Origin of the sequence: Nocardia albiluteola (assembly GCF_018860155.1) — a bacterium.
In the GTDB taxonomy this organism is placed as follows: domain Bacteria; phylum Actinomycetota; class Actinomycetes; order Mycobacteriales; family Mycobacteriaceae; genus Nocardia; species Nocardia albiluteola.
In genome coordinates, this window is sequence record NZ_JAHKNI010000019.1 from 75,801 (window position 1) to 88,382 (window position 12,582).

Annotated in this window: 13 protein-coding genes; 8 read left to right on the forward strand and 5 right to left on the reverse strand. The window is 68.3% G+C overall.

The genetic code is table 11. The annotated features are described in order from the left end of the window. Positions 1-168: 168 nt before the first annotated feature. Both pspA and pspM read left to right on the forward strand, forming a co-directional pair. Positions 169-987 carry a phage shock protein PspA gene (gene pspA, locus KO481_RS37355; RefSeq protein ID WP_215923261.1) on the forward strand — a complete coding sequence of 273 codons (819 nt, stop codon included), beginning with the start codon at positions 169-171 and terminating at the stop codon, positions 985-987. 47 nt (positions 988-1,034) lie between these two features. Then, entirely contained in the window at positions 1,035-2,147 is a 1,113-nt protein-coding gene (pspM, locus tag KO481_RS37360; RefSeq protein ID WP_245402076.1) for a phage shock envelope stress response protein PspM, read from the forward strand. A 530-nt stretch (positions 2,148-2,677) separates the two neighbouring features. On the opposite strand, the gene KO481_RS37365 is transcribed toward pspM, so the two are convergent. Continuing rightward, a complete protein-coding gene (locus tag KO481_RS37365) occupies positions 2,678-3,382 on the reverse strand; it encodes an SDR family NAD(P)-dependent oxidoreductase (protein ID WP_215923262.1) in 705 nt (234 codons plus the stop codon). A gap of 101 nt (positions 3,383-3,483) precedes the next feature. Between KO481_RS37365 and KO481_RS37370 the strand changes: the two genes are divergently transcribed. From KO481_RS37370 to KO481_RS37385, 4 genes are all read left to right on the forward strand, one after another. Continuing rightward, a complete protein-coding gene (locus KO481_RS37370) occupies positions 3,484-4,338 on the forward strand; it encodes a helix-turn-helix transcriptional regulator (protein ID WP_215923263.1) in 855 nt (284 codons plus the stop codon). An 81-nt stretch (positions 4,339-4,419) separates the two neighbouring features. Further along, on the forward strand, positions 4,420-5,292 hold the full coding sequence (locus KO481_RS37375) for an SPFH domain-containing protein (protein WP_215923264.1): 873 nt from the start codon (positions 4,420-4,422) through the stop codon (positions 5,290-5,292). Beyond that, positions 5,292-5,483 carry a type II toxin-antitoxin system antitoxin gene (locus KO481_RS37380; protein WP_215923265.1) on the forward strand — a complete coding sequence of 64 codons (192 nt, stop codon included), beginning with the start codon at positions 5,292-5,294 and terminating at the stop codon, positions 5,481-5,483. The genes KO481_RS37375 and KO481_RS37380 overlap by 1 nt, the downstream gene beginning before the upstream one ends. Positions 5,484-5,671: 188 nt before the next feature. Then, the gene (locus KO481_RS37385) at positions 5,672-6,382 is read left to right on the forward strand and encodes a hypothetical protein (protein WP_215923266.1); all 711 of its coding nucleotides are present in this window, start codon (positions 5,672-5,674) and stop codon (positions 6,380-6,382) included. 182 nt (positions 6,383-6,564) lie between these two features. Here KO481_RS37385 and KO481_RS37390 read toward each other — a convergent pair whose 3' ends face one another. The 4 genes from KO481_RS37390 to KO481_RS37405 all read right to left on the reverse strand — a co-directional run bounded on the left by KO481_RS37390 (position 6,565) and on the right by KO481_RS37405 (position 9,899). Then, on the reverse strand, positions 6,565-6,879 hold the full coding sequence (locus KO481_RS37390) for a hypothetical protein (RefSeq protein ID WP_215923267.1): 315 nt from the start codon (positions 6,877-6,879) through the stop codon (positions 6,565-6,567). A 131-nt stretch (positions 6,880-7,010) separates the two neighbouring features. Continuing rightward, positions 7,011-8,066: an ABC transporter substrate-binding protein gene (locus KO481_RS37395; protein WP_215923268.1), complete on the reverse strand. Its 1,056-nt coding sequence runs from the start codon at positions 8,064-8,066 to the stop codon at positions 7,011-7,013. Between the two features lie 61 nt (positions 8,067-8,127). Beyond that, positions 8,128-9,027 (reverse strand): ABC transporter permease, encoded by a 900-nt coding sequence (locus KO481_RS37400; protein ID WP_308166931.1) that lies wholly within the window; start codon positions 9,025-9,027, stop codon positions 8,128-8,130. Continuing rightward, positions 9,024-9,899 carry an ABC transporter ATP-binding protein gene (locus tag KO481_RS37405; protein WP_245402077.1) on the reverse strand — a complete coding sequence of 292 codons (876 nt, stop codon included), beginning with the start codon at positions 9,897-9,899 and terminating at the stop codon, positions 9,024-9,026. Before KO481_RS37405 ends, KO481_RS37400 begins: the two co-directional genes overlap by 4 nt. Positions 9,900-10,085: 186 nt before the next feature. Between KO481_RS37405 and KO481_RS37410 the strand changes: the two genes are divergently transcribed. Further along, positions 10,086-11,762 (forward strand): ATP-binding protein, encoded by a 1,677-nt coding sequence (locus tag KO481_RS37410; protein WP_215923269.1) that lies wholly within the window; start codon positions 10,086-10,088, stop codon positions 11,760-11,762. Beyond that, complete coding sequence (locus KO481_RS37415; protein WP_215923270.1) at positions 11,759-12,445, forward strand: response regulator; 687 nt, start codon at positions 11,759-11,761, stop codon at positions 12,443-12,445. Before KO481_RS37410 ends, KO481_RS37415 begins: the two co-directional genes overlap by 4 nt. Positions 12,446-12,582 lie beyond the last annotated feature (137 nt).

The following is a 12,582-nucleotide window of genomic DNA, read 5'->3' on the forward strand; positions in this document are numbered from 1 at the left end:
GCTGTACGACGGGACGGAAACGGATAGATTCTCTATAGGCAACGGTCACGGGCGGGGTTCTCCGCTCGCGGCGCCGGGCAATGGAGATAGGGACACCAGGGGTGCGTGACGGTCGCGCACTACAGTCGCGTTGGAGCGCGGCGCGTCAGATGGAGGCGGGATCAATCGATGGCTAATCCGTTCGTCAAGGCCTGGAAGTACATGATGGCCCTCTTCGACTCCAAGATCGAGGAGCATGCGGATCCGAAGGTGCAGATCCAGCAGGCCATCGAGGAGGCCCAGCGCCAGCATCAGGCCCTCTCGCAGCAGGCCGCGTCGGTGATCGGTAACCAGCGTCAGCTGGAGATGAAGCTGAACCGCCAGCTGGACGAGGTGGAGAAGCTCAACGCCAACGCCCGGCAGGCGGTCATGCTCGCCGATCAGGCCGCCACGGCCGGCGATACCGACAAGGCGATCCAGTACACCAACGCCGCCGAGGCGTTCGCCGCGCAGCTGGTCACCGCCGAGCAGGCGGTCGAGGACCTGAAGGTGCTGCACGATCAGTCGCTGCAGGCCGCCGCGCAGGCCAAGAAGGCCGTCGAGCAGAACGCGATGCTGTTGCAGCAGAAGGTCGGCGAGCGCACCAAGCTGCTCAGCCAGCTCGAGCAGGCCAAGATGCAGGAGCAGGTGTCCGCCTCGCTGCAGCGCATGGATTCGACGCTGTCCGCGCCGGGCACCACCCCGAGCCTGGACGCGGTGCGCGAGAAGATCGAGCGTCGCTACGCCAATGCGCTGGGCGCCGCCGAACTCGCAGGCAACTCGGTCCAGGGCCGCATGCTCGAGGTTCAGCAGGCCAGCATTCAGATGGCGGGCCACAGCCGCCTCGAGCAGATCCGTGCCTCCATGCGCGGCGATGCGCTGCCCGCGGGCGATGCCGCGCCGCAGATCGCGCAGCCCGCGGCGCAGCCGCAGATCAACCAGGGCCAGGCCTCGCCCCAGCAGCAGTAGGCCGGTGGCGGCGAGAGCCGCCGACGTTCGAAAGGTAGTCAGGAGCGATGGCCAGATCGCGGACCGGTAACGAGTCCGCGTCCGGCCGCGCCCGATTGCGGCGGAAGGCGCGTTCGGCACCGGATCCGCGTGCGGCGCAGGCGTTTCCGCAGCCCGGCGCGCTGCCTGCGGGAACCTCGGACGCTCCCTCCTCGCCGGACACCAGGGGAACAGTCTTCGAGGTGCCGACCTCGCAGCGGGGAGACGGACCGGCGGAGCGTGGATCCGGTGAGCGGAAACCACGGGCGACGCACACGCGGTCGAACTCCCGGCCGTCCAGGGAATTGGCAGCGCGCGGCCTCCGGGATGCACTGTCCCAGTACGGAATCGACGATCGGGAGATTGAAAGGGCGCGGCGCCTGCCCGATACCCTGCGCGAAGTCGGCGAACATGCGATGCACGCGGTGCGCAGCTGGGCCGAGCCGCGCGAGCGGGAGCTGCGGCGGCGTCGCCGGGCCCGTCGGCGCACCCTGCGGTGGGGGACCGCGTCGGGCATCACCGCCGCGGGCACCGCGGGTCTGGTGATTCTGGCCGCGCCCGCCTGGGCGGTGATCATTGTCGGAGGCGGTGCGGTGGTCATGGTCACCGGGGCGGCCGTCACCACGCGGCGCTATCTGGTCATGCGCCGGAATCCGTTGCCGCAGGCGGCCTTCGTACCCCGCAAGCTGCCCCCGGTCCGCTCGATCACCCGGGAACCGGTGGCCCGCCTGGTCCGCGCCGAGGAGGCGTTCCACACTCTCGCCGCCCAGATCGTCCGGGGCCGTAGGCTTCCCGAGGAGGATCTGGCAGACACCGTGGAGACCGCCGCCTCGAGCGCCGCGGCGCTGCACGCCCTGGCCGCCGACGTGGTCGCCATGGAGAAGGCGGCGGAGGTCGTCGCGCGGGGGAGCGTGGCGCCAGCGGCCGACATGTCCGCACCGTTGCGCGCCGGCGCCGCACGACTGTCCGCCGGTATCGCGGAATACGAGCTCCTGGTGGCCGCCGCCTCCCGGATCCTGGCGGCTCCCGAGTCCGATACCGCGCCAACCGAATTCGATATGGATCTGCTCAACCTGCGCGACTGTGCCGACCGCCTCGACGGGTGGGCCCAGGCCCTGGCCGATCTCGCCGAGCGCCGCTGAGCGGGCGAGGCCCCGCCGCCGCGGGACACTGCGCGATGCTCGAGTCCATCCGCTGGACCGAGCCCGGAAGCGGTTGGCTGCCGGACTGATTCGAGCCACTACCGGGGCATCGGGCAAACCGGCCGGGGGTAGCCCCCCGTGTGTCCGTCGGGTGTCACCGTCGCCAGGCGAAGGATGACGCCCGCCGCGCCCTGCTGGGCGGTGTTACCGGAAGCGGTTGGCTGCCCGGCTGATTCGGGCCACTACCAGGGCATCGGGCCCACCGGCCTGGGGTAGAGCTCCCCGTGTCCATCGGGTGCCACCGCCGTCAGTCGAAGGATGACGCCCGCTGCGCCCTGCTGGGCGGTGTTACCGGAAGCGGTTGGCTGCCCGGCTGATTCGGGCCACTACCAGGGCATCGGGCCCACCGCCCGGGGTAGAGCTCCCCGTGTGTCCGTCGGGTGCCACCGTCGCCAGGCGAACGATGACGCCCGCCGCGCTCTGCTGGGCGATGTTCACGGAAGCGGTGGCTGCCGGACTGATCCGAGCCGTCACCAGGGCATGGGGCCCTCGGGGCCGGAGTAGCTTCCGGTGGGCCCGTCCGGTGCGACGGTGGCCGCACGCGCGACGACCTCGGCTGCCTGGTCGATCGTCTGGATCCCCTGGTGATGGTTGAGATCGGTTGCGGTGTAACCGGGTTCGACCGCGTTGATCCGAATCTGCGGGAACGCCTTGGCGTATTGCACGGTGAGCATGTTCACCGCGGCCTTGGACGTCGGGTACGCAACACCGGGATAGGCGGACGCGGGGCCGGGGGTGGTCATACCGGCGAACGAGGCCAGCCCGCTGCTCACGTTCACCACCACCGGTGCGGCGGAGCGCTCCAGCAACGGCAGGAAGGCGTGCAGCACCCGGACGACGCCGAAGACGTTGGTGTCGAACACCTCTCGTATCGTGTCGCCGGTGAGGTCGGCGGCCGTGGGCACGCTGCCGTCGGGGTTGCGGCTCTCGATGCCCGCGTTGTTGATCAGCACGTCCAGCCCGCCCTCGGCCTCGACGGCCTTCGCGGCCGCGGCGACCGAGGCGTCGTCGGTGACGTCGAGCTGGACGACGCGCGCCCCGATCTGCTCCGCGGCGGCGCGGCCGCGCTCCAGGTCGCGGGACCCGATGTAAACGGTGTGGCCCTCGGCGACGAGCCGGCGCGCGGTCGCGAACCCGATGCCCTTGTTGGCTCCTGTGATCAGTGTCGTTGTCATGTCTCCAGCCTCGCCGTCATGGGATCGGACAGCCAGCTCCCTGACCTTCCTGGGACTGCCGATACCAGGCACGGTACCTGCCGACGCGGAACACTGGAGGTATGGCGACCTCGGAACTGGGCAAGGCGATGCGGCGATGGCGGGACCGGCTCGCACCGGGCGACGCGGGGCTGCCCAGTGGGGGCCAGCGCCGCGCGCCCGGGCTGCGCCGCGAGGAGCTGGCGCTGCTGGCGGGCATTTCGGTGGACTACATCACCCGTCTCGAGCAGGGACGCGCGTCGAATCCCTCGACCCAGGTGGTCGAGGCGCTGGCGCGGGCGCTGCGGCTGTCCGGCACCGAGCGCGCGCACCTGTTCCGGCTCGCGGGGCTGGCGCTGCCGGAGCCCGAACTCGTTCCCTCCCACATCACCGCCAGCGTGCAGCGGGTGCTGGACCGCCTGACCGGGACGCCGGTCGCGGTGTACGACGCCACCTGGACGCTGCTGGTGGCCAATCCGCAGCATGCCGCGCTGGTCGGCGATCAGTCCGGGCTGCGCGGCATCGAGCGCAACGGCGTGTGGCGGCACTTCCTCGGCCCCGGCAACTCCGGCAGCACCGTCCGGCGCGCCCCGGAGGCCCTGCTCGAATACGAGACCGCGCTGGTCTCGGACCTGCGCACCGCGGCGACCCGCTATCCGGCCGACCATCAGCTGCAACAGCTGATCACCACCCTGCGCACCGGCAGCCCCCGATTCGCCGAACTCTGGGACTCGGGCGTCGTGGGCCGCAGGACGAGCCACCCGAAGACCATCGAGCACCCCGCGGTCGGCCCGCTGACCCTGGACTGCGACGTGATGACGGTGGCGGGCAGCGATCTGCGGATCATGATCTACACCGCCGAACCCGGCACCGAGGACGCCGAGCGGCTGGCGCTGCTCGCGGTGCTGGGCACGCAGTCCCTGGCCGAATCCTCCTAGCGCACCGGCGAATTTTCCCTCTGGACGCGCGAACCGCTCAGCGCTATCGTCGTGATATCACTTAGATATTGGGAGGATGTCATGGAGCTGCGTCCGGCCTTTCGGGTCAACGGGTTCTTCATGTTGTTGCTGCTGCTCGCCGTCGGCATCGTCGGCGTGGTGCTCGGGGTCAGCGGCTCGGGTTCGCACGGCTCCGGGGCCAGGGCCGGTGCGGTGATCGGGTATGTGATCCTGCTGCTGGCGGTGCTGCTGCTCACCGGACTCACGACGGTCGGGCCGAACGAGGCGAAGGTGCTGCAGTTCTTCGGCCGCTACATCGGCTCGGTGAGCGACGCCGGATTCTTCTGGGTGGTGCCGCTGACCGCCAAGCGCCGAATCTCGTTGCGGGTGCGCAACTTCGAGACCCAGAAGCTGAAGGTCAACGATTCGGACGGTAACCCGGTCGAGATCGCGGCCGTGGCGGTCTACCGCGTCGTGGACAGCTTCAAGGCCGCCTTCGCCGTCGACAACTACGAGGAGTACGTGCGCACCCAGTCCGAGACCGCCGTCCGCCACCTGGCCACCACGCATCCCTACGATTCGGACGACCAGTCCCGCACCAGCCTGCGCAACGGCGCCGAGGTCGCCGAGGAGATGACCGCCGAACTGCGCGAACGCACCGCGCTGGCCGGCATCGAGATCCTCGAGGCCCGCATCACCCACCTCGCCTACGCGCCCGAGATCGCCCAGGCCATGCTGGTCCGCCAGCAGGCGAGCCAGGTGGTCGCCGCGCGCAGCCGCATCGTCGACGGCGCGGTTGGCATGGTCGGCATGGCTCTGCAGCGCCTGGCTGATGAGGGCATGGTCGAGCTCGACGAGGAGCGCAAGGCGTCGATGGTGTCGAACCTGCTGGTCGTGCTGTGCGGCGACCGCGCCGCCCAGCCCGTGGTCAACACCGGGACCCTCTACTCCTGATGGCCGCGCGGGAGCCGAAGAAAGTGCTGCTGCGCCTCGATCCGGCCGTCCACGAGGCGATCGCCAAGTGGGCGGCCGACGACCTGCGCAGCATCAACGCCCAGATCGAGTACGCGCTGCGCCGGGCCCTCGAGCAGGCGGGCAGGACGGTCAAACCGCCGAACCCGAAGCCCGCGCCGGGCGTGGAATGACGAAAGCGATCGAGCCGGACCGGGGTCTGACAGGACCCCGGTCCGGCTCGCGCAAAGCGGAGGTCGCCTCACGGGTACAAAACAGACCGAACGCCTGTTTTGCCTGGAAGTGTCCTCCAGTATGTCACGTATTGAGCACAAAACGACCTAGGACGTGCGAATACATATCGAGTAGGTAGCGTGGTCGCGTGCCAATCTCGTTCGAAACCGGGGGACTGCAACAACTCGACCAGAGCACCTGGGGCGATCCGGTCACCCGGGACATCATCACGCTGACCTATATCGAGGCCGTGCCGGACCTCCCCGCGCCGCTGGAGGACGAGGAGACCCTGCGTCTGAAGCTCACCGAGCTGCAGGCCGAGTTCGGCTGCCTGCTCGAGGCCCACTCGATCACCGTCAACGGCCAGCCCGCCTTGCTGCGGCTGGAGAAGTTCCCGCTGCCGGACCGCGAGGCGGGCCTGGGGTTCACCGCGGGCATCGTGGTGCCCAAGGCCAGCTGCTGCGCGATCCTGAAGATCATGTGCCCGGAGAACGGCCGCCCCGGCGCCCGCGAGGCCGCGGTGGTGCCGAAGGTCGGATTCCCGAACATGTTCCCGCCGCACCCCTACGCGCCGGAGGTCCGCGGCAAACTGCCGTACAACGCCGCGGACGACATGCGCTGGGATTCCATGTTCCCCACCCACGCGCTCACCCGTGCCCGCCGCTGGATCGTGAACGCCAGCCGCACCGCCAAGATCGATCCTCGCTATGCGGCGCTGCCGGCCTTCACGGGTCCCGCGACGGTGAGCGTGGGCTCGAGCGGCGCGAGTTCGGACGTGTCCAGCAGCTCGGTCACCGAGGCCATGCCGATCGCGCCGGTGCCGCCGTCCGCGGAGACCAGGCCGATTCCCAAGTCCTAGGCGTACCAGCACATTCGTTCCGGCCGTGCGCGGTCCGAGGACCGCTTCGCCCAGTGCGCATTGCGTCCGTCGCCGCGCGAATTCCCATGGCACAACTGGGGATCCGGCGGTTGTGCCCGGCTGACCGGCCTACTGTTACGGCACCGCTGTCCGGTAGACGGCGGGCGTTCGGATCGAGGGGGTCATTGCATCCATCTCGCCACGCGCAGATCCGGAACGAGCTTCCCGGCGTCCCGCAGCGCGGTGTACGCGGCGCGCTTGCGGGGGCAGTCACGCATGCGGCAGGAGCGATGGTCGCGCATCGCCCGGTGAGCATCCGGGATCGGCAATGCGGTATCGGGTGCGCGGTGTGAGTTATGCCCACCGTCTGTGCGGATCGCCTTGTCCGGCAGTGCTTCCGGGATGTCCTGCGCGGCTCGGGACGGTGCGAGGAACAAGGCGGCGGCGAGCGCGGTCACCGCGGCGGCGAGGACGGCTAACAGTACGAAGGCGAGCATGGCTGTCTCGGTGTCGTGTGCGGGTTGTGTGAATGTGGAGACCGGGCAGAGCCAGGATCGGCGACGACAACGGCTCCGAGCGGGACGTTGACCGTCCGCTCGGAGCCGCCCCTCATCGCCGGGACCTCAGCTCAATTGCCGCTGCCCACGGTCTTGTTCGCCTGAATGACGTAGCTGTCCGTGTAGGTCTTGGACACATCGACCGAGCCGTCCAGTTTCCCGACGAACTTGTCGATTGCGATCGCGGTCTGCGCGGCGCCGGCCGGCATCATGCCATCGGGCAGGAACTGCCCCTTGTCCTGGTCGAGGGCCTTGATGTAGTCATCCTTGGTGACCAGTTCGTTGGACACGAATTTCGGCGGCAGGTGCGCCGCGATGTCGGCGGCGCTGTGGGTGTTGATGTAGTGCATGGTCTCGACGAGTGCGTTGACCACCTTCTGCACCAGATCCTTGTGCGAGTTCACCCAGTCCGTCCGGGACAGGACAGCGGCCGCGGGGTACACGCCGCCGAGCCACTGCTGCGAGCCGGCGGTGCTGGCCAGGTCGGTCGCGGAGTAGCCGACGCCCGTCTTCTCGATCGCGGCCACGGTCGGCTGCGTCGTCATGGCGCAGGCGATCCGGCCCTGCTTCAGCGATGAGATGAGCGTGCTGCCGTCGCCGACGCCGACCCGGCTGTAATCCTTCGTGCCCAGGTGTTGTTGTGCGGCAAGATACTGACTGAGGTCGTCCGTGCCGGAGCCGAGGTCGGTCACGCCGACGCTCTTGCCCTTCCAGTCGGCGGGGGAATGTACGTTCGAGCCGGTCGCGCACATCTCGCGTTCGCCCGGGGCGCCGGACAACTGGGCGACCGAAACGACGTCCTTGCCCTTCGACTGGAATTCGGCGGCGTGGATGTACCACGCACCGGCCATATCGACCTGCCCTGAGGCCATCGCGTCCTCGGCGCCGACACCACCGGTCGTCTCGGTGCTCAACGACATGTTCACGCCGTACTTCTTGTAGAGGCCCAGGCCCTCGGCGAGCTGGTACGGCAGGTAGATCTGCTTGTCGATGCCGCCGACCATCATGGTCACGGTCGGCAGGCCATTGCTCGCCTTGTCGCTGCTCGATCCGCAGGCGGTGAGGCCGACGGCGAGCCCGACGGCGGTGGCGGCCACCACCACACGGGCCACGATACTGCGCTTCATCAGTAATTCTCCTCGATGAGAACGGGGTTGATCTGTATGGGGTTCAGGGGATTTCGAGGTCTCAGATTCCGGCGGCCTCCGAGTGTGCGGCCGGGCGCCAGCCCAGCAACCGGTTCTCCACCCGGGTGAGGATGAATTCCGCGGTCAGGGTGATGATCGCGATGATGACCATCGCGGCGAACACGCCGTTGGGCTCGAAGTTGTTCTGCGCGGTGGAGATCACCAGGCCGAGCCCGTGCTGGGCGCCGAGGAATTCACCGACGATCGCGCCGATCACCGCGAACCCGAAGGCGACGTGCAGGCTGGCGGTGATCCAGGTCAGCGCGGAGGGCAGCACCACATGCCGGATGACATGCCAGCGTGATGCGCCGAGCACCCGGACGTTGGCAAGCAGGTTCCGGTCCACTTCACGCACGCCTTGGAAGGCGTTGAAGAACACGACGAAGAACACCAGGACCGCCGCGAGCAGCACCTTCGACGGCGTGCCCAGCCCGAGCCAGACCACGAAGATCGAGCCGAGCACGATCCGCGGCATGGCGTTGAGCACCTTGATGTACGGACCGGCCACGTCGGCCAGGAACGGGAACTGCCCGAGCAGGACCCCGGCGACGACGCCGCCGACGGTGCCGTAGACGAAGCCGAGCAGGGCCTCCTTCATCGTGATCCCGATCTGTGACCACACCGAGCCGTACTGGGTTCCGTGTTCGACCCAGTCGACCAGCGTGGACACGATCCCGCTGGGCCTGCCGAAGAAGAACGGATCGATGACCTTCCAGCCGGTCAGCAACTGCCAGCCGCCGATCACTACGACCGCGACGGCCAGCCGGGCCAGGTACACGCGAAGTTTGCGCATCCGGGCGCGCCGCCGGGCCAGGTTGGACATGTCGGCCTCGTTGGGCACATGCCGGATATCGGTTTGCATGGTCGTCATGGCGTCGGACACATTCGATGCGCTTGTCACGGCTTTTCTCCCTGCTGTGCGGCGGCGGTAGCCGCGTATGCCTGCTCGACCTCTTCCCGCAGGGACTCCCAGATCTGCTGGTGCAGTTCGAGGAACCGCGGCTCGAACCGGATCTCCTGAACCGCGCCGCGCGGGCGGGGCAGGTCGATCTGGTAGACGTCCTTGACGGTCCCCGGACGCGAGGTCATCACGACGACCACATCGGCCAGCGCGATGGCCTCCTCCAGGTCGTGGGTGATGAACAGGACGGTGGGGCGGGTCTGCTCCCACAGCTGCAGCAGTTCGTTGGACATGATCGCCTTGGTCTGCACGTCCAGGGCGCCGAACGGTTCGTCCATCATCAGCAGCGACGGCTCGTTGATCAGCGCGGCGGCCAGGCTGGCGCGTTTGCGCATGCCACCGGAAAGCTGGTGCGGGTAGTGGTCCTCGAATCCGGCCAGCCCGACCCGCTGCAGCCACTCCGTGGCCTGCGCCCGCGCGGTGCGCTTGGGCACGTGCCGGAACGTAGGACCGAGTGCCACGTTCGACACCACATTCTTCCAAGGCAGCAGGGCGTCGGCCTGGAACATGAAGCTCGTTCCCGGCGTGATGCCCTTGACCGGCTGCCCGGCCACGCGCACCGATCCGGCGGTGGGGCGGTCCAGGCCGGATACCAGGCTCAACGTGGTGGACTTGCCGCAGCCGGTCGGCCCGACGATCGCGCAGAACTGGCCGGGCTCGATGGTCAGGCTCACTTCGCGCAGGGCCGTGAAGGTCTCGCCGGTCGGGCTGGTGAAACGCTTGGTGACCGCGGACAGCTCGATCCGGGCGTCCGATGAGCGGTGGGGAGCCGTCGGGGGGTCGGCCACCGTATTTCCGGCTGACGCAGCCATTGTCGCTATCTCCTTGGTGTCGTTCTCGTCCGCCGGAGTGGTCTCCGTTGACTGGCGGTCCGTGTGCTGTTATGCGAACGACAGTGCTCCGTGACCCGGGTCACGTCCACCATGTGGGCAGCAAACGACGGTTCATGACTATTACGCGCATTTCCGCGCATTACGCTCACGAAATGGGAGCTGAAGATGCGCTACCATGCCGTGGTGACGCCCCTCACCACCCGGCGTCGGAGCTTGCGTTTGTCCACCCAGGTGCTCGTTCTGTTGCTGGGGATTCTGCTCATTTCCGCGGTTGTCGATGCGGTCCTGACCTACCGGGAGATCCGTTCCGACATGGATCGGCAGGCAGGTCAGAATTCGCTGCGCATCGCGCGATCGGTCGCGACCGATCCGACGATTGTCGACGGTTTCGCCGCACCCGACCCGGCACGGGCGATCGACCCGGCCGCCGAAACCGTCCGCCGGGCCACCGGCGCGACCTTCATCGTGATCACCAACCGCCAGGGCATTCGGTACTCGCACCCCGACAGCTCCCTGATCGGCACGTCACTGCTCAACGATCCGGGAGAGAACCCGGCCGCGGTCCTGTCCGGTGGCACCTACATCGGGGTGCAGAACGGTTCGCTCGGCCGGTCGATGCGTGCCAAGGTCCCGGTCCGCGATGGCGCCGGGCAGGTCATCGGCCTGGTGTCGGTCGGCACGCTGGAGGACACGGTGAGTTCCCAGCTGTTGTCCCGCCTGCCCTCGACGTTCGTCCCGCCGCTGCTGGCCCTGGCGCTGTCGGTGGCGGGCACACTGCTGTTGACGCGCCGAATCAAGCGGCAGACCTATGGACTAGAACCCGCGGAGATCACCGGGATGCTGGAACATCGCGAAGCGATGCTGCACAGCATCGCCGAGGGCGTAATCACCCTCGACCTGACCGAGCACGTCACCATGATCAACGACGAGGCGCAGCGTTTGCTCGGTATCGAGCGGACCGATGTCCTCGGGCGCCGGCTCCCCGAATTCGTCCCCGCGGGCCGGGTGCGGGATGTGCTGGGCGGGCACGTGCCGGGCCGCGACGAAATCGTCCTGCTGGGCAAGCGCATCCTCGTGGTCAACCACATGCCGGTCGATGTCCGCGGCCGTCCCATCGGTGCGGTGATTACGCTACGCGACCGGACCGAACTCGAGGGACTGCTGCGAGAGCTGGACGACAGCCGGTCGCTGGCCGACGCACTGCGCTCGCAGGAACATGAATTCGCCAACCGGCTGCACGTCATCGGGGGGCTCATCGAGCTGGGCCGGTACGACGACGCCGTGGAGTTCATCAACCACACCTCGGTGCTGCACCAGCAACTCGCTGCCCAGCTCGTCGACGGGGTGAGCGACCCGATCGTGTCCGCGCTGCTGCTGGGCAAGGCGGCGGTCGCCGGTGAACGCGGCATCACGCTGTCGGTGTCGGCGACCGGCGAATTGCCCGCCGATCTCGACGAACCGCAGGGCCTGGTCACCGTGCTGGGCAACCTGATCGACAATGCGCTGGAATCGGTCACCCAGGCGGGCCCCGAGGGAGGCCGGGTGGATGTCGGAATCACCACGCGCACCGGCGTTTTGGAGATCACCGTGCGCGACACCGGGCCCGGTGTCGACGCATCGCTCGCCGACGAGATATTCCGTCACGGGTTCACCACGAAGGCGGCGCACGCGGGCAACCGCCGCCGCGGCATCGGACTCGCGCTGGTCAGCCGCGAGGTGTGCGCCCGGGGCGGCCACATCGCCGTCCGCAATGTCGACGGTGCGCTGTTCACGGTCACCATCCCGCTGCGGGAGCGGGCCGCGATCTCCGGCACCGGCGAAACCGAAAGTGCCGAGCGGTGATTCGGACCCTGGTCGTCGACGACGACGCGATGGCGGTATCGGTGCATCGCCAATTCACCGAACGTGTCGGCGGATTCCAGGTGGTGGGCGAGGCCACCAGCGGCGCAGCCGCGCTGCGCGCGCTCGAGACGGTGCGACCGGACTTGATCCTGCTGGACATGTACCTACCCGACCTGGGTGGCATCGACATCTTGCGCCGCATCCGCGCCTCCAACGCAGCGGCGGTCGATGTCATCGCGATCACCTCCGCCAAGGATGTCGACGTCCTGCGCTCGGCCATGCACCTGGGTGTCGTGCACTACATCGTGAAACCCTTCACCTTCCGTATCTTTCGGGAGCGGCTGGACAGCTACGCCGCGGCGCGCACTCAATTGGACCGGATGAGCGTCCCCGCGCAGCGCGATATCGACCGGCTGTACGGGCGGCTACGCTCGAGCGGCGAGCAATCGCTGCCCAAGGGCATCTCCGACACCACCCTCGACCACGTCACCGAGACGCTGCGCAAGACGCAGGATGGCGTGACCGCCACGGAACTCGCCGAGCGGATCGGGTTCAGTCAGGCCGTCTCGCGGCGTTACCTGAAGTTCCTGCACGACACCGGGGCTGTGCAGATCGTCCCGCGTTACGGCACGGCCGGGCGGCCGGAACATTCCTACCGATGGGCGGAGAACCGCGACCGTTAGACTACCCAGTTACCCGAGCAAATGGATGAATGCTATTCGCATTCACGGCAAAACGATGCCGACCGCATTGTTCACGGCACGAAAGTCTCGGCTGGTGCTGGTAGTGGCTGGTTCTGGCGCGGTATTGGTGGCGTCGC

Bases quoted from the DNA above. Each gene is read 5' to 3' on its own strand.
- KO481_RS37390 (WP_215923267.1), bottom strand. From the start codon at position 6,879: ATGCTCGCCTTCGTACTGTTAGCCGTCCTCGCCGCCGCGGTGACCGCG.
- KO481_RS37380 (WP_215923265.1), top strand. From the start codon at position 5,292: ATGGCCGCGCGGGAGCCGAAGAAAGTGCTGCTGCGCCTCGATCCGGCC.
- KO481_RS37405 (WP_245402077.1), bottom strand. From the start codon at position 9,899: ATGGCTGCGTCAGCCGGAAATACGGTGGCCGACCCCCCGACGGCTCCC.
- pspM (WP_245402076.1), top strand. From the start codon at position 1,035: ATGGCCAGATCGCGGACCGGTAACGAGTCCGCGTCCGGCCGCGCCCGA.
- KO481_RS37395 (WP_215923268.1), bottom strand. From the start codon at position 8,066: ATGAAGCGCAGTATCGTGGCCCGTGTGGTGGTGGCCGCCACCGCCGTC.
- KO481_RS37375 (WP_215923264.1), top strand. From the start codon at position 4,420: ATGGAGCTGCGTCCGGCCTTTCGGGTCAACGGGTTCTTCATGTTGTTG.
- KO481_RS37410 (WP_215923269.1), top strand. From the start codon at position 10,086: ATGCGCTACCATGCCGTGGTGACGCCCCTCACCACCCGGCGTCGGAGC.
- pspA (WP_215923261.1), top strand. From the start codon at position 169: ATGGCTAATCCGTTCGTCAAGGCCTGGAAGTACATGATGGCCCTCTTC.
- KO481_RS37370 (WP_215923263.1), top strand. From the start codon at position 3,484: ATGGCGACCTCGGAACTGGGCAAGGCGATGCGGCGATGGCGGGACCGG.
- KO481_RS37365 (WP_215923262.1), bottom strand. From the start codon at position 3,382: ATGACAACGACACTGATCACAGGAGCCAACAAGGGCATCGGGTTCGCG.